16 protein-coding genes are annotated in these 16,205 nt (G+C 62.8%); 10 read left to right on the top strand and 6 right to left on the bottom strand.

Annotation, left to right across the window (positions count from 1 at the left end):
- The first annotated feature begins 7 nt into the window (after positions 1–7).
- Complete coding sequence (locus tag AC1Q7F_RS29285; protein WP_492512101.1) at positions 8–1,192, top strand: NnrS family protein; 1,185 nt, start codon at positions 8–10, stop codon at positions 1,190–1,192.
- A 25-nt stretch (positions 1,193–1,217) separates the two neighbouring features.
- Here AC1Q7F_RS29285 and AC1Q7F_RS29280 read toward each other — a convergent pair whose 3' ends face one another.
- From AC1Q7F_RS29280 to AC1Q7F_RS29265, 4 genes are all read right to left on the bottom strand, one after another.
- Positions 1,218–1,922 (bottom strand): anaerobic ribonucleoside-triphosphate reductase activating protein, encoded by a 705-nt coding sequence (locus AC1Q7F_RS29280; RefSeq protein ID WP_492512100.1) that lies wholly within the window; start codon positions 1,920–1,922, stop codon positions 1,218–1,220.
- Positions 1,906–2,097, bottom strand: a complete 192-nt coding sequence (nrdD, locus tag AC1Q7F_RS29275) for an anaerobic ribonucleoside-triphosphate reductase (RefSeq protein WP_492512099.1) — start codon at positions 2,095–2,097, stop codon at positions 1,906–1,908. The genes AC1Q7F_RS29280 and nrdD overlap by 17 nt, the downstream gene beginning before the upstream one ends.
- A 24-nt stretch (positions 2,098–2,121) precedes the next feature.
- The gene (locus tag AC1Q7F_RS29270; protein WP_492512098.1) at positions 2,122–4,134 is read right to left on the bottom strand and encodes a ribonucleoside triphosphate reductase; all 2,013 of its coding nucleotides are present in this window, start codon (positions 4,132–4,134) and stop codon (positions 2,122–2,124) included.
- 193 nt (positions 4,135–4,327) lie between these two features.
- A complete protein-coding gene (locus AC1Q7F_RS29265; RefSeq protein WP_492512097.1) occupies positions 4,328–5,023 on the bottom strand; it encodes an NnrU family protein in 696 nt (231 codons plus the stop codon).
- A 135-nt stretch (positions 5,024–5,158) separates the two neighbouring features.
- On the opposite strand from AC1Q7F_RS29265, the gene ubiT reads away from it, so the two are divergent.
- The 7 genes from ubiT (at position 5,159) to AC1Q7F_RS29230 (ending at position 12,359) form a co-directional block, all read left to right on the top strand.
- A complete protein-coding gene (ubiT, locus tag AC1Q7F_RS29260) occupies positions 5,159–5,713 on the top strand; it encodes a ubiquinone anaerobic biosynthesis accessory factor UbiT (RefSeq protein WP_492512096.1) in 555 nt (184 codons plus the stop codon).
- Positions 5,713–6,690 (top strand): ubiquinone anaerobic biosynthesis protein UbiU, encoded by a 978-nt coding sequence (gene ubiU / locus AC1Q7F_RS29255; protein ID WP_492512151.1) that lies wholly within the window; start codon positions 5,713–5,715, stop codon positions 6,688–6,690. Before ubiT ends, ubiU begins: the two co-directional genes overlap by 1 nt.
- Before the next feature lie 5 nt (positions 6,691–6,695).
- Positions 6,696–7,589, top strand: coding sequence for a ubiquinone anaerobic biosynthesis protein UbiV (gene ubiV, locus AC1Q7F_RS29250; RefSeq protein ID WP_492512095.1), 894 nt, complete (start codon positions 6,696–6,698; stop codon positions 7,587–7,589).
- A 129-nt stretch (positions 7,590–7,718) separates the two neighbouring features.
- A complete protein-coding gene (locus AC1Q7F_RS29245; protein ID WP_492512094.1) occupies positions 7,719–8,201 on the top strand; it encodes a c-type cytochrome in 483 nt (160 codons plus the stop codon).
- Between the two features lie 12 nt (positions 8,202–8,213).
- Entirely contained in the window at positions 8,214–9,572 is a 1,359-nt protein-coding gene (locus tag AC1Q7F_RS29240; protein WP_492512093.1) for a cbb3-type cytochrome c oxidase subunit I, read from the top strand.
- A 63-nt stretch (positions 9,573–9,635) separates the two neighbouring features.
- The gene (locus tag AC1Q7F_RS29235; protein ID WP_492512092.1) at positions 9,636–10,442 is read left to right on the top strand and encodes a CbbQ/NirQ/NorQ/GpvN family protein; all 807 of its coding nucleotides are present in this window, start codon (positions 9,636–9,638) and stop codon (positions 10,440–10,442) included.
- Between the two features lie 6 nt (positions 10,443–10,448).
- Positions 10,449–12,359 (top strand): nitric oxide reductase activation protein NorD, encoded by a 1,911-nt coding sequence (locus tag AC1Q7F_RS29230; protein ID WP_492512091.1) that lies wholly within the window; start codon positions 10,449–10,451, stop codon positions 12,357–12,359.
- Positions 12,360–12,392: 33 nt separating this feature from the next.
- On the opposite strand, the gene hemN is transcribed toward AC1Q7F_RS29230, so the two are convergent.
- Positions 12,393–13,721: an oxygen-independent coproporphyrinogen III oxidase gene (gene hemN / locus AC1Q7F_RS29225; RefSeq protein ID WP_492512090.1), complete on the bottom strand. Its 1,329-nt coding sequence runs from the start codon at positions 13,719–13,721 to the stop codon at positions 12,393–12,395.
- Positions 13,722–13,860: 139 nt separating this feature from the next.
- Here hemN and AC1Q7F_RS29220 point away from each other — a divergent pair, with 139 nt between their 5' ends.
- Positions 13,861–14,082, top strand: a complete 222-nt coding sequence (locus tag AC1Q7F_RS29220; RefSeq protein WP_492512089.1) for a DUF1858 domain-containing protein — start codon at positions 13,861–13,863, stop codon at positions 14,080–14,082.
- An 82-nt stretch (positions 14,083–14,164) separates the two neighbouring features.
- On the opposite strand, the gene AC1Q7F_RS29215 is transcribed toward AC1Q7F_RS29220, so the two are convergent.
- Positions 14,165–14,869 carry a Crp/Fnr family transcriptional regulator gene (locus AC1Q7F_RS29215; protein ID WP_492512088.1) on the bottom strand — a complete coding sequence of 235 codons (705 nt, stop codon included), beginning with the start codon at positions 14,867–14,869 and terminating at the stop codon, positions 14,165–14,167.
- A gap of 171 nt (positions 14,870–15,040) precedes the next feature.
- On the opposite strand from AC1Q7F_RS29215, the gene nirK reads away from it, so the two are divergent.
- A complete protein-coding gene (nirK, locus tag AC1Q7F_RS29210; RefSeq protein ID WP_492512087.1) occupies positions 15,041–16,168 on the top strand; it encodes a copper-containing nitrite reductase in 1,128 nt (375 codons plus the stop codon).
- The last annotated feature ends 37 nt before the right edge of the window (positions 16,169–16,205 follow it).

The following is a 16,205-nucleotide window of genomic DNA, read 5'->3' as shown; positions in this document are numbered from 1 at the left end:
GTCCGGCATGACGATATTACGGCGTTTGGGCGATGAGGGGGTGCGGCTGTTCTTTCCCCTTTCGGCGTTGCATGCGGCGCTATGGCCCCTCTCATGGACGGTGCTGCATGGCCTATCGCTGCCCTTGGCGCACCACATGCCGCCAGGCATCTGGCACGCGACCGAGATGATACTGGGCACCTACGGCGCGGCCTTGATTGGCTTCATCACGACGGCGGTGCCGGAATGGTCGGACACGCCCCGGCTTCGGGGACGTAGCCTGTATATTTTGGCTGGATGCTGGCTTATCGCCCGTCTGGTCGGTCTGCTTGGTGCCGACGCGCTGGCGTGGCTTGGCCTGATTGCCGACGGGGCATGGCTTGTCTTCCTGCCGCTCTATCTGGTCGCCGTGGCCCGGAAGCGGGGAACGGAACGTCTCTTTGGTTTCCTAATCGGGCTTGCCGCCCTCGCGATGGCGGGGATCGCCGCTCGGATGGCCATGGCGCTGAATGATCCTGATACCGCACTCATGCTGTTGCGGATCGCCGGACTGGTGTTTCTGGGCCTCCTCGGTCTTGCGCTTTCCCGCATCACCGTGCCCGTGACCAATCTGGTCCTGGACCCGTCGCAGGCAACGTCCCCCTACCGGCCGCATCCCGGCCGCCGGAACCTCGCCCCGGCACTGATCGCCGTGATCCTGACGGGCGAATTGCTGGGGCTTTCCAGCGGCGTCACGGGCTGGCTGTTCATTGCAGCCGGGGCTGCCTTCATCGACCGCGTGGGTGAGGCCTTTGTCGGCAGGGAGGGGCTACGGATCGAAATTCTGGCACTCGCCGGATCAAGCCTGTTCTCAGGTATCGGGTTGATCTTGGTGGGTGCCGCACGGATAGGTGCCCCTTTTGCGGAAGTACCGGGCTTGCATCTGGCCCTTATGGGCGGATTGGGGCTTGGTGTCATGACGGTCTTCGCCATCGCCGGCCTGATGCATACGGGGCGGACCCTGCCGTTTCCACGTGGTATGGGCAGCGCCCTGCTGCTGATGGTTGTCGCCGTGCTGCTGCGGGTTCTGCCCGATCTGGATATAATCCCTGCACCGCCGGGCCCGACCTACGCGGTGGCGGCCCTGTTCTGGAGCCTGGGCTTTCTGGTCTGGCTCCGCCTTTACTGGCCATTCCTGTCCGGTGGGGACGCGGATGATGCGGCGCGTTGCTGAGAAGCCATGATGACGGGAGGACACGTCATAACCCCACCCGGATATACCCCTCCGGGAACCGCGCAATAATGCCACCGATGGCCTCACCGTCCAGGGCGGATGGCAGCGCCGCCAGTTCGTCATCCGCGCAACCCTGCGAGCGGAAGCCCTGGATCACGAAGCGGCGCACGCCCAAGATACGCAGGCCTTCCGCCATCCCGGCAAGATCGGCCGTGGAAAGCAGGGCCGGATGCACCGTCGTGCGCACTTCCAGATCGACACCGCTGTCCAGCAGCATGCCCAGGCTAGCCCGGGCACGCTCGCCGCTGCCCGGCACGCCGGTGATACGGGCATAATCGGCGAACGGTGCTTTCATATCGAAGCCGACCCAATCCAACCGGGGCAACAGCCCGGCCAGCCGGTCGGGATAGGGGCCGCCCGTATGCAGCCCCACCCGGAAGCCCTGGTCACGCACAGCGACGATAGCATCAGCCAATCCGACCTGCAGCGTCGGTTCCCCGCCGGAGAAGACGACGCCATCCAGCAGGCCGCGCCGTCTTTCAAGAAAAGCCAGCACATCGCGCCAGGAAATATCCCCGGCGCGGTCGGCTGGAATCAGGTGGGGATTATGGCAATAGCGACAGGACCAGGGGCAGCCCTGGTAGAAGATTGTCGCCACCAGTTGCCCCGGCCAGTCGCAACTTGAAAGACGCGACAGGCCGCCAATGCGTGGTTCAGGCACAATGGGCATGGCGTTCCTGGAAGAAGCGGCGTTCCTGATGCTCCCCCTTCTTGCCGGCATTGAAGGCGGAAACCGGGCGGTGATAGCCCATCACCCGCGTCCAGACCTCGCATGGCTGGCGCTCGGCATCGGCCAATTCGATCTTCATGTCCTGGACAGGGGCCAAGGCGACGATATTGCTCATGATTGATCCTTTGATAAAGGGCAGTTACCGCACGGATTCGCGGCGCTTGCGGGCGAGGATTTCCTCGTCGCATCTCGGGCAGAAGGCATGTTCGCCGGCCAGATAGCCATGCGTGGGGCAGATGGAGAAAGTCGGCGTCACGGTGATATAGGGCAGCCGGAAATTCTCCAGCGCCCGGCGCACCAGCTTGCGGCAGGCATCGGCCGACGAAAGCCGCTCCGTCATATAGAGATGCAGCACGGTGCCGCCGGTATATTTGGCCTGCAGCGGTTCCTGCAGGGTCAGCGCCTCGAACGGATCGTCGGTATGGCCCACCGGCAATTGCGAGGAATTGGTGTAATAGGGTTGGTCCGCCGTGCCGGCCTGGAGGATTCCGGGAAAGCGTTTACGATCCTCCCGCGCGAAGCGATAGGTCGTACCCTCTGCCGGGGTGGCTTCCAGATTGAACATGTGTCCGGTTTCAGCCTGGAACTGCACGATTTGGGCGCGCACATGGTCCAGCAGGCGCAGCGCGAAGGCTTGGCCCCATTTGGTGGTCACATCCTCATGATCGCCCGTGAAATTGCGGATCATCTCGTTGATACCATTCACCCCCAGGGTGGAGAAATGGTTGCGCAGGGTGCCCAGATAGCGCTTGGTGTAGGGAAACAGGCCATTATCCATCAGGCGCTGGATGACCTTGCGCTTGATCTCCAGGCTGTTGCGGCCCAACTCCAGCAGATGGTCCAGGCGGGCAAACAAGCCTGCCTCATCTCCCTGATACAAATGGCCCAGCCGGGCGCAATTGATGGTCACCACCCCCAGGGAGCCCGTCTGTTCAGCCGAGCCGAACAGGCCATTGCCGCGTTTCAGCAACTCTGTCAGGTCCAGTTGCAGGCGGCAGCACATGGACCGGATCATGTTGGGCTTCAGTTCCGAATTCACGAAATTCTGGAAATAGGGCAGCCCGTATTTGGCCGTCATGGCAAATAGCAGGGTGGCGTTCTCGCTCTCCCACGGGAACTCCGGGGTAATATTGTAGGTGGGGATGGGGAAGGTGAAGACGCGCCCCTTAGCATCCCCCTTGGTCATGACCTCGATATAGGCGCGGTTGATCATGTCCATTTCGTGCTGCAGATCACCATAGGTGAAGGGCATTTCCTGCCCCGCCACCACCGGCACCTGTTCGCGCAAATCTTCCGGGCAGGTCCAGTCGAAGGTCAGGTTGGTGAAGGGGGTCTGCGTCCCCCAGCGGGAGGGTACATTGAGGTTATAGACCAGTTCCTGGATAGATTGGCGGACCTGTTCATAGGTCAGGTCGTCCAGCCGCACATAGGGTGCCAGATATGTATCGAAGGAACTGAAAGCCTGCGCACCGGCCCATTCATTCTGCAACGTGCCCAGGAAATTGACGATCTGGCTGACCGCACTGGTCAGGTGGCGAGGTGGCCCCGCCTCCACCTTGCCAGGCACGCCGTTCAGCCCCTCCGCCAGCAAGGTACGCAAGGACCAGCCGGCGCAATAGCCTGCCAGCATGTCCAGATCATGGATATGGATATCACCCTCCCGGTGCGCCTGCCCGATCTCTGCCGGATAGACATGGGAGAGCCAGTAATTGGCCACCACCTTTCCCGAGACATTCAGGATCAGCCCGCCCAGGGAATAGCCCTGGTTGGCATTGGCATTGATGCGCCAGTCGGCGTGATCCAGATATTCATTGATGCTGGAAGCGACATCGACCAGCGTGGCCTTGTCCCGGCGCAGCCGCGCATGTTGTTCGCGATAGACGATATAGGCGCGGGCGGCCTTGATATGGTCGGCGCTGATCAGCGCCTGTTCCACCACATCCTGGATCTGTTCGATCTGCGGTGCCTGCCCGGCATGGCGGTGGCACAGCACCTTCACGACATTCTCGGTCAGGCGATCCGCCACCTCTATACCGAACTCCCCCATCGCCTCCCCCGCACGGGCAATGGCCGCGCGGATCTTGCCGCTTTCAAAGGGCACGACGCGACCGTCGCGCTTGGTCACCAGGGTGAGTGGCAGTGGCGTAGACATTGGCGGAATGATCCCGGCTATGAAGAAAAGCAGAAACCCGGCCCGGTAGGCCGAAGCAGGATTATCAATATCTAGTGTTAATGAAGTTTTGAAACACAATATATACGATTTCCAGAGTCAGGTGACGTCTTGTCGCAGGAATTAATGGTTAGGAAATCAACCCAGAAAACCATTCAACATTCAGATGTTTCAGTCACGGCAGGAAATAGGCCCTCAGCGGATCGACACCAAACAGCAGCGGATGCAGCAGCAGCACCAACCCCAGCAAGGCAAAGGCCAAGATGCCACGCATAAGGGTCGGCCCCATCGGAAACAAGGCAGCGGACAAGGGGGCCGCCGCCACGGCATCGGCCAGCGCCTGCCAGGATGGCCCCATCCGGTGCCGGCAGCGCCGGTCCATCACCCGTCGCCCGGCGATGGAAAACAGCAGGAAGCTGCCAAACAACAGCACATGTACCCCATCGCCATTGGCCAGCAGATGCGCGCCGGACCAAAGGGCCAGCGCTGCCAGCAGCGGATGCCGGGTCAGCCGCACCATGCCCGGTCGGGCCGGATTGAAGCGATCATTACGCGCCCCCCCGAAGGAGAAGGGATTGGGCCGGCCCAGCGACAGGCAGGCCAACAGGAGGGCCACAGCCATCGCCACCAGCGCCAGATACGCCAGCGCCGGGCTCGTCTCCCATAACGGAACATAGGGCGCCCGGCCGGCGGCACCGAAGACCCAACCCAGCAGCTGGATGGACAAGGCCGAATAGGCCAGCAGGAAGCCCCGCGCGCCCAAGCGGCTGATCAGCATGCCGCGCACCTGCGGATGCGCCGGCAGCCGGTGGGAAGCCAGGAACGCTGTAAAAGCGAGGATGAACTCCCCGACCGGCAACACACTGTCCATCTTCCCTCTTCCGCCGATAGCCGGTGATAGAGACATCTTAATCCAGCCCTTCGCCGGGAAGGTTGCGACAGGTCAACAAGCGGCCCGTCTGGTCCGCCTATGGTCGGCCCCAATCCACGAAATCTGGAGATCCGCATGAGCATCTACGAAGGGGATGCGGGGCCGCCCCGCGCCATCCCGCACATCTCGCCGCTATTGGCCTTCGCCCTGCGTCGTGCGCCGATGGCCCCAGCCGCCTTCTGCCTGAGCCTGATGACACGCCGCATGATCGGCCGCCATCCCGGACTGATGGTGAGGCTTGGTTGCTACCGGCACAGCCGGTTCGCGCTGACCGCCAGCGATGTGCCGCTTACCTTTCTGCTGGATCTGTCGTGCGATCCGGTCGCCATCACTCTTCATGCCAGCCCAACCGCCGCAGATGCCCATATCACCGGCAAGCTGGCGGCTTTGGTCGGGCTGGTGCATGGCGTATGGGACGGGGATGCGCTGTTCTTCTCCCGCGATCTGACCATCGACGGTGACACATCGGCCGCCCTGGCGCTGCGCAACGCCATTGATGATGCGGAACTGGATTTGGGAGCGGAAGCTGCGGAGATTGCTGGCCCCTTCCGCCCCTCTGTCCGCCGGCTGATCGGGCTGGTGCAAAATCTGACCGGCGTGCCGCTGACACGGACGGGGGCGGCCCGATGATGGAACTTGTCTGCCCAGCCGGCACCCCGGCGTCGCTGCGCGCCGCTGTGGATGCCGGCGCGCGTAGCGTCTATTGCGGCTTCGCCGACGATACCAACGCCCGCAATTTCCCGGGTCTGAACTTCTCCCGCGCCGAACTGGCCAATGGCGTGGACTATGCCCATGCGCGCGGGGCCAGGGTACTGATCGCTATCAACACCTTTCCGCGCGCCGGCAATGAGGCACTGTGGCACCGGGCCGTGGCAGACGCCGAACAGGCCGGAGCCGATGCGGTGATCCTGGCCGATCTGGGCCTGATCGCGCATGCGGCGGAATATCATCCCGGTCTGCGGCGGCACCTGTCGGTGCAGGCCGCCGCCGCCAATCCGGATATCATAAATTTCTATGCCCAGACCTTTGACGTGAAGCGTGTGGTGCTGCCCCGCGTGCTGAGCGTAGAGGAAATCGCCGCCATCAACCGGGAGGTCGAGGTGGAGACGGAGGTTTTCATCTTCGGCGGCCTTTGCGTGATGGCGGAAGGGCGCTGCTCCCTTTCCTCCTTCATCACGGGCCGGTCACCCAACATGAACGGAGTCTGCTCCCCCGCCAGCCATGTCGTCTATGCTGAGGAAGGGCCGGAACTGGCGGCACGGCTGGGTGGCTACACCATACACCGCGCGCCTAAGGGAACACCGGCCCCTTATCCCACCTTGTGCAAGGGCTGTTTCAAGGTCGGGCCCCGCACCGGCTATGTTTTTGAAGACCCGGCCAGCCTGGATGCCTCCGACCTGCTACCGGCCCTGGCACGGGCCGGTGTCACGGCGCTGAAGATCGAAGGTCGCCAGCGGTCGCGGGCCTATGTGGCAAAGGTCGTTCGCAATTTCCGCCAAGCGGTAGAGGCCATGGCCGCGGGACGCCCTCTGCCCACCGGGACGCTTGCCGCATTAACCGAGGGGCAAAACGCCACCACCGGTGCCTATAACAAAATCTGGAGATGAGTGCGATGGACCTGACGATCGGCCCGATACAGGGCTTCTGGGATGCCAATCGCTGGAGCAATTTCTATGCACGGCTTGCCGATGAACCCGGTATCAACCGGGTGATCATCGGGGAGCTAGTCTGCTCCAAACGCCTGCCCTTCTATCAAACCCGCATTCCTGATGCGATCGAGCGGCTGCTGGCCGGGGGCAAGCAGGTTGCCATCACCTCCCTGGCCCTGGTCACCCTGAAACGTGAACGCAAGATGACGGCGGAACTGGCCGGCACCGGGCTGGAGGTGGAGATCAATGATCTGACCGCCCTGACCTATCTACCACCGGGGGCCGCCTTCTCCACCGGGCCGCTGATCAATGTCTATAATGAAGGCACGTTGCGCCTTCTGGCTGGGCGCGGGGCGGTGCGGTTCTGCCTGCCGCCGGAACTGCCCGCCGACTCCATCCGGCACTTGACGGCCGCTGCCGGCCCGGTGCCGGTGGAGGTTTGGGGATGGGGGAGGCTGCCGCTGGCGATTTCCGGTCGCTGCTACCATGCCCGCTATCATGACCGGCCCAAGGACCAGTGCCAGTTCGTCTGCGCCGACGACCCAGACGGGCTGGCGGTGGATACGCTGGATGGCCAGGAATTTCTGGCCATCAATGGCGTGCAGACCTTGTCGTCACCCTGCGCCAACATGGCCTATGCGCTGGACCGGCTAGCTGGTTTGGGTGTCTCAGGACTGCGCCTCTCCCCGCAGAGTACGGGCTTTTTCGAGGTGATCGGCCTGTTCCGCGATCTGATCGCCGGTCGCATTGATGCCAACGAACTAAGCGCCCAGGCTTTGCCACTGGCACCGGGCGGGGTCTTCTGCGACGGATTTTTGGAAGGGCCGAGCGGCGTTTCCTGGTGCCTGCGAGCATAGCCTAAGCCCACAATACATGCAAACGGGGGGAAGTTTGCGCCGTGGCAACGTCCCGTCTTCATAAACCCCGTAGCTGTGCCCTCACCGTCGACACCTGCCTTCAATGGACCAGCAAAGGGAGAGCACAGCATGTCGTCAACCCATGAACCGCATCGGCCACCGGTCGAGCGATTCAGCAAATCGGCCGCCCGGAACATATTCTATGGCGGTTCTGTCTTCTTTTTCGTGATCTTCGTCGGCCTGACGGCGCAGAGCCATTGGCACATCCTCAACAAATCGACCGACGAGTCGACGCTGAGCGAAAGCGTGCTGCGCGGCAAACATGTCTGGGAAAAGAACGCCTGCGTCAATTGCCATTCGATCCTGGGGGAAGGTGCCTATTTCGCGCCGGAGCTTGGCAATGTCTGGGTCCGCTTTGGCGGGCGGGATGATCCACAGGCTGCCCGCGAAGGGTTGATCGCCTGGATGCAGTCGCAGCCGTCGGGCATCGAAGGCCGCCGCCAGATGCCGCAATTTAATCTCAGCGATCAGGAACTCAACGATCTTGTCGATTTCCTGGAATGGACCAGCCGCATCAACACCCAGGGCTGGCCGCCCAATGATGCGGGCTGAGGAGGGACGATCATGAAATACGCTTCACAAAAAGTGGCCTACTGGTATTTCGCCTGCGCCATGATCCTGTTCGGGGTGCAGATTGCGGCGGGTGCGCTGGCCGGTACGGTCTATGTGCTGCCTAACACGTTGTCGGAGCTGCTGCCCTTCAACATCATCCGCATGATCCACACCAACGCCCTGATCGTTTGGTTGTTGATGGGCTTTTTCGGCTGCACCTATTATCTGATCCCAGAGGAAGCCGAGCGGGATATCGAAAGCCCAATGCTGGCCTATGTCCAGTTGGGCCTGTTGATGTTCGGGGCGCTGGCCGCCGTCGCCGGCTATACGCAGGGCGTGCATGAGGGGCGGGAATTCCTGGAACAACCGCTCTGGATCAAGGCTGCCATCGTCGTGGTGGCGCTGATCTTTCTCTATAATGTCTCCATGACTGTGCTGAAGGGCCGGCGCACGGCAGTGACCAATGTGCTGCTGTTAGGCCTTTGGGGTATCGCCGTTTTCTGGCTGTTCGCCTTCTATACGCCGGACAATCTGGCGGTCGACAAGGTCTATTGGTGGTACGTTGTCCATCTGTGGGTGGAAGGCGTCTGGGAACTGGTGATGGCCTCGGTCCTCGCCTTCCTGATGATCAAAATGACGGGCGTGGACCGTGAGGTCATTGAGAAATGGCTTTATTCCATCGTCGGTCTGGCGCTGTTCTCCGGGCTGCTGGGCACCGGCCACCATTATTACTGGATCGGGGCGCCGGGATACTGGCAGTGGATCGGGTCGATCTTCTCCGCCCTGGAAATCGCACCCTTCTTTGCCATGGTGATCTTCGCCTTCAAGATGGTGTTCAAGGGCCGCAAGGACCATCCCAACCGTGCCGCCATGTTGTGGTCGCTGGGCTGCACCGTCGGCGCCTTCTTCGGCGCTGGGGTCTGGGGTTTCCTGCACACCCTGTCTTTCGTTAACTACTATACCCATGGCACGCAGGTGACGGCGGCGCATGGGCATCTGGCCTTCTTCGGGGCCTATGTCATGCTCAACCTCGCCATGATCAGCTATGCCATGCCCTATCTGCGCGGCAAGGCGCCCTATCACCAGACGCTGAACATTTTCGCATTCTGGATCATGGCCGGCGGCATGACGGTGATGACCTTCGCGCTAACCTTCGCTGGTGCCATCCAGGTGCATCTGCAGCGGGTGATGGGCATGTCCTACATGGAAGTGCAGGACCATATCGCGCCCTTCTACTGGGTGCGTCTGGGCTCCGGTGTGCTGGTTGTCGTGGCGGCACTGATGTTCCTTTGGGCCGTGTTCGGCCCGGTCCGCGACGCCCGCAAGGTGGTACAGCGGCGCGCCGGTGCTGCCTCCGTCGCTGCCGAGTGAGCCGGTGCCGGGTGCGGAAATCATACCGCACCCGGCCCTTATCGCCTTATGAGGAGTTGAGCCATGCAAACAGCCGCGGACCTGCCGGCGGTCGAAGTCTCGCCCTTCTATGCCCAAACCGGCAATGAGTGCCTGTTGTTCGAACAGGCCTATCGCAATCGCCTGCCGGTGCTGCTGAAAGGGCCAACCGGGTGCGGCAAGACCCGTTTCGTCGCGCATATGGCGGCCCGACTGGGCCGTCCGCTTTATACCGTGGCCTGCCATGATGACCTGACCGCCGCCGACCTAACTGGCCGTTACCTGCTGAAGGGCGGGGAGACAGTCTGGACCGATGGCCCTTTGACCCGAGCAATGCGCGAAGGGGCGATCCTTTATCTGGATGAGGTGGTGGAGGCGCGCAAGGACGTGACCGTCGTGCTGCACCCCGTTACCGATGACCGGCGCGTGCTGCCGCTGGAACGGACGGGGGAGATGCTAACCGCTCCGCCGGAATTCATGCTGGTGATCTCCTACAATCCTGGCTATCAGAATGTGTTGAAGGCACTGAAACCCTCCACCCGGCAGCGTTTCATCGCGCTGGAATTCGGCTATCCCGACCCGGAGACGGAGGCCGCCATCGTTTCCGCCGAGAGCGGACTGCCCAAGGAGCGCTGCGTGCCCCTGGTGCGGGTGGCCAATGCGCTGCGCGACCTGAAGGGCCAGGATGTGGAGGAAGGGGCATCCACCCGGCTGCTGGTCTATGCTGCCACCCTGATCCGGTCCGGGATCAAACCGGATGCGGCGCTGGAGGCCGCCTTGCTGCAACCCTTGAGCGATGATCCGGATGTGCAGGCCGCCCTGGCCAGGGTGGCCGAACTGGCCTGGGGGTGAGCACCCATGTCTATCTTCGAACCAGAGGAATTTATCGGCACGCGCTGGCACCGGCTGGTGGGCGGTCTGACCACCCTGCCCCATCATCCGCAAGCCGCCGTCCGGCTGGCAGATATAAGGGGGCGGCTGGGCGTGCTGTTCCGCGCGCTGGGCGGGGATGGTGCCATCCGTCTTGCCGAGGCGGCTCCCGTCGTATCCAGCCACCGGCTGGGCTTCCTGCACCGCGTCGGGCTGGGGCAGGAGAAGCTGGAACGCGCCGTACTGGACAGTACCAGCCTGCGCTTGCCAGCCGTGATCGACTATTTCCCTGACGCGGCGGACAATGCCGCCCTTTATGAATGGCTGGCCGCCTGGTTCGCCCATGCCGTGCCGGTGGCGGATTGCGATGATGCGCTGGTCCAGGATATCCAGGCGTTACGCGGCGCCGTGGCCGGTACGCGGGCGGTCCTGAAGGCGTGGCCGGGCCTGCGCCCCCTGTTCCACCGCCTGCGCGCGACCGCCCTGGCGACCCGCCGGGAGCGCCGCCTGCCGGCGGTAGAAGCGCAGATGGAAGCGGCGATCCGGGCCATCCTGGGCGGACATCGCCCCCCGGGTAATGCTTTTCTCTTTCTGATCGAACAGCCGGGGGCCGTAATCCGCCCCCCCCTCTCCGCCCCGCGCGGCTACCGTCCTTTCCTGCCCATCCCGCTGTTCGGGGAGGTGCGGCAGATGCCGGGCACGGCCCCGCCTGACGACCGGGAGGAAGAGGCCGGCACCGCCGTCACCACCGATAATCGCCGCCGACAGGCGGAACGGCGGCAGACAGAACAGAGCGACCGGGGCGACCCGCTCTGTTTCCACCGGTTTGAAACCATCTTCTCCCTGGCCGAAATGGTGAATGTGAACCGCCGGGTGGACGAGGATGATGAGGAAGGGGCGCGTCAGGCCGCAGATGATTTGACCGACCTGACCATCGGCAGCAACAGCCAGCGTACGGCGGCGAGCCTGAAACTGGATCTGGACCTCGCCCCCGCCGCCGTGGAGGAAACAGCGCTGAGCGAGGGACTGACCTACCCGGAATGGGACTGGAAGAAGCAGGCCCACCGGCCCGACCATTGCCGCGTCATCACCGCCCGCGCCAAGGAGGATGGCGAAGCGTGGCAGCCATCGCCGGAGATGCAGCGCCAGATCCGCGCTGTGCGTCGGCAGTTCGAGGCGCTGCGACCCCGCCGAGTGGTGCTGCATGGCCAGCCCGATGGCGACGATCTAGACCTGTCGGCCCTGGTGCGCGCCGCCGCCGACCGCAAGGCCGGCGGTGCAGGATCGGAGAACCTGTTCATCGCCGGGCGTGCCATTGAACGGGACTTGTCCATGGCCGTGCTGATGGATGTATCGCTGTCCACCGATGCCGTCATCGGCGCGCATCGGGTGATTGATGTGGAAAGGGCGGCCCTGCTGGCGCTTAGTCAGGGGCTGGACACCTGCGGTGATGAACATGCGATCTTCGCCTTCACGTCCCGCCGTCGCAACGATGTGCGGGTGGATTTGGTGAAGGATTTCACCGATCCAGTGGATGCAAGGGTGGTACGCCGGATAGAAGGGCTGAAGCCGGGGCAATATACTCGCATGGGGGCGGCGGTGCGCCACGTCACCGCGCAACTGGCCCAGCGCCCGCAGCGGCACCGGCTGTTGCTGTTACTGACGGACGGCAAGCCCAACGATATCGATTATTACGAAGGCCGCTACGGTATTGAGGATACGCGCGCCGCCATCCGGGAGGCGCGCAAGGCCGGGCTGAAAGTCTTCGGTGTCACGGTGGATGAGACGGCGCAGGATTATTTCCCCTATCTTTTTGGCCGGGGCGCCTATGCTATCATCACCCATCCCGAACGGCTGCCCGCCGCCCTGCCTGCCATTTACCGCCAATTGGTCGGTTGAAGCGGGGTGCCGCCACAGGCACCCCGGATGCCCCTAAACCGCCGCTGAATGCCGCCCGCCGCTGGGTAGATAGGCATCGAAGGCACTGGCGACGATGCGGGCGATTTCCGGCGCATGGTCGCGGATTTCCACCCGCCCCGCCGCCACCCGCACCCAGCCCTGTTCCACCAGGGCCGCAAGTTGCGGCGGTACGGCCATATCCGGTCGCGGCAGCTCGGCCTTGAAACGGCAAAGGATATCCTCGATCACCTGACCGCGCACCACATCATCGGGCAGCAGGCGGCGCCCCCGCACCACGGGCAGACACCCCTCCTCCACCGCACGCCGCCAACCATGATTGTCAGGGGCGTTCTGGGCGTAACCATGCGGCGTCCGGCTGATGGAGGAGGCACCGATGCCGATCAGGCTTTCCGCCTTATCCGTCGTGTAGCCCTGGAAGTTCCGCCGCAACGTGCCCGCATTGGCGGCCAGTGTCAGGTCATCGTCCGGCAGGGCGAAATGGTCAATGCCGACGGCGCAGTAGCCCGCCGCAAGCAACAGGTTGCGCGCCAACTGCGCCTGGGCCAGCCGCCCGGCCACATCCGGCAAGTCCTCGTTGCGGATGAGCCGCTGGTGCGGCTTCATCCAGGGCACGTGGGCATAGCCAAATACCGCGATCCGCTGCGGACGCAGCCGCACCAGGGCGGCCACCGTCCCCCGGATGGAGTCCAGCGTCTGGCGCGGCAGACCGAACATCAAATCGGCATTGATGGCGGTGATGCCGACAGCGCGCAGGGCGGCAAAGGCGGCCTCGATCCGTTCCAACGGCTGGATACGGGCGATGGCGGCCTGCACCGCCGGATCCAACGTCTGTACGCCCAGGCTGGCACGGTTGATGCCCAAGCCTGCCAGATGCTGCGCGCCTTCCGGCGTCACATGGCGCGGGTCCAGTTCGATGGCATGTTCCATGCCCGGCTGCAACCGGAAGCGGCGGGCCAGATCCTCCACCAATCCGGTGAAACAATCCGGCGGCAGGATGTTGGGTGTGCCCCCACCCCAATGGATATGGGACAGCGGGGCGGGTCCGAGATGCCGCGCCACCAGGGCGATTTCATCATGGACGGTGGCGGCATAGGCGCGGATGGGATCATCGCGCAATGCCGCCTTGGTGGTGCAGCCGCAATAGGTGCAGATCGTCCGGCAGAAGGGGATATGCAGATAGAGCGATACCGGCTTGCCGGTCACACCCGCCACCCGCAGCCATTCCCCATAATCCGCTGCGGTAACGTCCGCGGAGAAATGCGGTGCCGTGGGATAGGAGGTGTAGCGGGGAACCGACTGGCCCGACAGGGCCACCAGTTCAGGGGAGATTGATGCCGTCATGGTGCGTTGTGTCCTGCGGGCGGGCTGGTAGAGGAGGACAAAACCATGACCCGCCGATGCAGAATGAACGTTGCGCGGCGTCAACGTCGCCAGCGCTTGACTGGTCTAGCCTCGACCCATGATTTGAGGAGGGTGCACCATGGTCGCAGCGCTAACCGTACCGATCAGAGCGGACACGATCCTTGATGATTTGATGGCGACATACAAGGTGACCATCCCGATCTTCATCCGCTGCAAGATGATGTGTGTTGGCTGCCCCATCGCCAGCCTGCATGATGTGCAGCAGGCGTGCGCCGAACATGGCATCCCGCTTTCGGCGTTTCTCGCCGAAATCAATGGTGCGATCATGGCTGGCGGCTGAATAATGGATTGAAGCGGATGCCGTTTCAGGCGGAATCCTCCGCCATATCCGCACTCACAGGAAATCTGCCCTCACGCCGCCATTACTCACCGCTGCCTTCGGCCAATATAAAAAGCCGGTGCGCATCCACCACGATGACGCGTTTGCGGCTGGAGGTGATCAGCCCCTTGACCTCCCACGCCGCCATCACACGGCTGACCGTGTGCAGCGTCGTTCCCGTCATCTCCGCTATATCCTGACGGGTTACCGGGAAGTCGATCAGGATTCCTTCCTCCGTCTTGCGACCAGCCTGACGGGCCAGGCGCAGCACGGCATGGGCAACCCGACGCTCCACCTCCTCCGTGGATAATTCCAGTATCCTTGTATGGGCATCCTGCAGGCGCTGCCCGACCGCTTGCAGGGCATTGACCGCCAGCGTCGGGCAACGGGCAATGAAGTTGTCCCACTGGCTGGACGGCCAGGCCAGCGCCAAGCTTTCGACAACGGCAACAGCTGTCGCCGGGTAGTCGGGGCGGCGCATTGCCATGGCGATACCGAAAATATCGCCGGGATTGACGTGTCGCATCACCACCTGCTGTCCATCCTGCGTCGTCTGGGTGACTTTCAGGCAACCGTTCAGCAAGCAGAAGAACTCGGTCGCCTCATGCCCTTGGGTGAAAGCGGCAGACCCCTCGGCCAAGCGGCGAACTGATGCCATGGCAAGAACAGCGTCAAGATCATCACCATTCATCGCCTGAAAGATGCCGTGACCACGAATAAGCGACTGGTCAAGACGTTGCGCTGCCATTCACGCCTCCAGTATTCCAAAATGCCATCTAAATAATGACCGTCGCACGTGCGACCAAATGACCGGCTACTCACCAGATGAGGCACTCATTGCCTTTTCTCAAATAACGCAACGACGCTTCGTCGTCTACTCCCGTCAACAGCAACGGCAAGAGTCAAGAAAGGAAGTGCCATGTTATCCCTCCGCGTCGCCCTTTGCGGTGCCGCTGCCGTCGCCCTGCTGATGGCAGCCCCGATCCGGGCCGATGAAGGCCCCAATCCCACACTCAATGCCAAAAACCAAGCCGATCTAACCATCGGGCTACCGCGCGTGAAGGCAAAGCTGGTGGCCCCGCCTTTTGTGATGGAACATGACCAGATTGCCAAGGGCGGACCCAAGGTCGTCCAGTTCACGATGAGGATCGACGAAAAGGAGATCGTCATTGATGGTGAAGGCACGACCTTCCAGGCAATGACCTTCGACGGTTCGATGCCCGGTCCGACCATGGTGGTGCATGAGGGGGACTATGTCGAATTGACACTGATCAACCCCGAGACCAACTCCATGCCGCACAATATCGACTTTCATAGCGCCACCGGCGCCTTGGGTGGGGCACAACTGACCCTGGTCAATCCCGGCGAACAGGCGGCCCTGCGCTTCAAGGCCACCAAAGTCGGGGCCTTCGTCTATCATTGCGCACCCCCGGGCATGATCCCTTGGCATGTGGTCGGCGGGATGTCCGGCACCATTATGGTTCTGCCGCGCGACGGGCTGAAGGATGAGAAGGGCAAGCCCATCCGATATGACCGCGCCTATACGATCGGCGAATTCGACCTCTATGTGCCCAAGGATGCCAACGGCAAATACAAGGATTATGAAAGTGCCGGCGACTCCTATGCCGACACGGCAGAGGTCATGAAGGGACTGATCCCGACCCATGTGGTGTTCAACGGTGCCGTCGGCGCGCTGACTGGCGACAAGGCCCTGAATGCGAAGGTGGGCGAGACCGTGCTGTTCATCCACAGCACAGCCAACCGCGACACCCGCCCTCACCTGATCGGCGGCCATGGCGACTATGTCTGGGAACGCGGCAAGTTCGCCAATGCCCCGGAGAAAGGGCTGGAAACCTGGTTTGTCGCGGGCGGCAGCGCCGGCGTGGCCATCTACACATTCCAACAGCCCGGCATCTATGCCTATGTGAACCACAATCTGATCGAAGCGGCAGAGCTGGGAGCCACCGCCCATGTCAAGGTCGCGGGCAACTGGAACAACGACCTGATGAAACAGGTGACGCCCCCCGGCCCCATCACCCTCAACTGATCACTCACTGGCGACCTGGAGACAATCAAGAGGTCGC

The organism is Niveispirillum sp. GW835-FHT14G11 (assembly GCF_058793615.1).
Note: the sequence above shows the minus strand (reverse complement) of the source record. Positions and strands in the feature narration are given on the sequence as shown.

What these genes read in the sequence shown, in the direction of transcription:
- AC1Q7F_RS29285 (WP_492512101.1), top strand. Translation starts at nt 8, where the DNA reads ATGACGATATTACGGCGTTTGGGCGATGAGGGGGTGCGGCTGTTCTTT.
- AC1Q7F_RS29280 (WP_492512100.1), bottom strand. Translation starts at nt 1,922, where the DNA reads ATGCCCATTGTGCCTGAACCACGCATTGGCGGCCTGTCGCGTCTTTCA.
- nrdD (WP_492512099.1), bottom strand. Translation starts at nt 2,097, where the DNA reads ATGAGCAATATCGTCGCCTTGGCCCCTGTCCAGGACATGAAGATCGAA.
- AC1Q7F_RS29270 (WP_492512098.1), bottom strand. Translation starts at nt 4,134, where the DNA reads ATGTCTACGCCACTGCCACTCACCCTGGTGACCAAGCGCGACGGTCGC.
- AC1Q7F_RS29265 (WP_492512097.1), bottom strand. Translation starts at nt 5,023, where the DNA reads ATGGACAGTGTGTTGCCGGTCGGGGAGTTCATCCTCGCTTTTACAGCG.
- ubiT (WP_492512096.1), top strand. Translation starts at nt 5,159, where the DNA reads ATGAGCATCTACGAAGGGGATGCGGGGCCGCCCCGCGCCATCCCGCAC.
- ubiU (WP_492512151.1), top strand. Translation starts at nt 5,713, where the DNA reads ATGGAACTTGTCTGCCCAGCCGGCACCCCGGCGTCGCTGCGCGCCGCT.
- ubiV (WP_492512095.1), top strand. Translation starts at nt 6,696, where the DNA reads ATGGACCTGACGATCGGCCCGATACAGGGCTTCTGGGATGCCAATCGC.
- AC1Q7F_RS29245 (WP_492512094.1), top strand. Translation starts at nt 7,719, where the DNA reads ATGTCGTCAACCCATGAACCGCATCGGCCACCGGTCGAGCGATTCAGC.
- AC1Q7F_RS29240 (WP_492512093.1), top strand. Translation starts at nt 8,214, where the DNA reads ATGAAATACGCTTCACAAAAAGTGGCCTACTGGTATTTCGCCTGCGCC.
- AC1Q7F_RS29235 (WP_492512092.1), top strand. Translation starts at nt 9,636, where the DNA reads ATGCAAACAGCCGCGGACCTGCCGGCGGTCGAAGTCTCGCCCTTCTAT.
- AC1Q7F_RS29230 (WP_492512091.1), top strand. Translation starts at nt 10,449, where the DNA reads ATGTCTATCTTCGAACCAGAGGAATTTATCGGCACGCGCTGGCACCGG.
- hemN (WP_492512090.1), bottom strand. Translation starts at nt 13,721, where the DNA reads ATGACGGCATCAATCTCCCCTGAACTGGTGGCCCTGTCGGGCCAGTCG.
- AC1Q7F_RS29220 (WP_492512089.1), top strand. Translation starts at nt 13,861, where the DNA reads ATGGTCGCAGCGCTAACCGTACCGATCAGAGCGGACACGATCCTTGAT.
- AC1Q7F_RS29215 (WP_492512088.1), bottom strand. Translation starts at nt 14,869, where the DNA reads ATGGCAGCGCAACGTCTTGACCAGTCGCTTATTCGTGGTCACGGCATC.
- nirK (WP_492512087.1), top strand. Translation starts at nt 15,041, where the DNA reads ATGTTATCCCTCCGCGTCGCCCTTTGCGGTGCCGCTGCCGTCGCCCTG.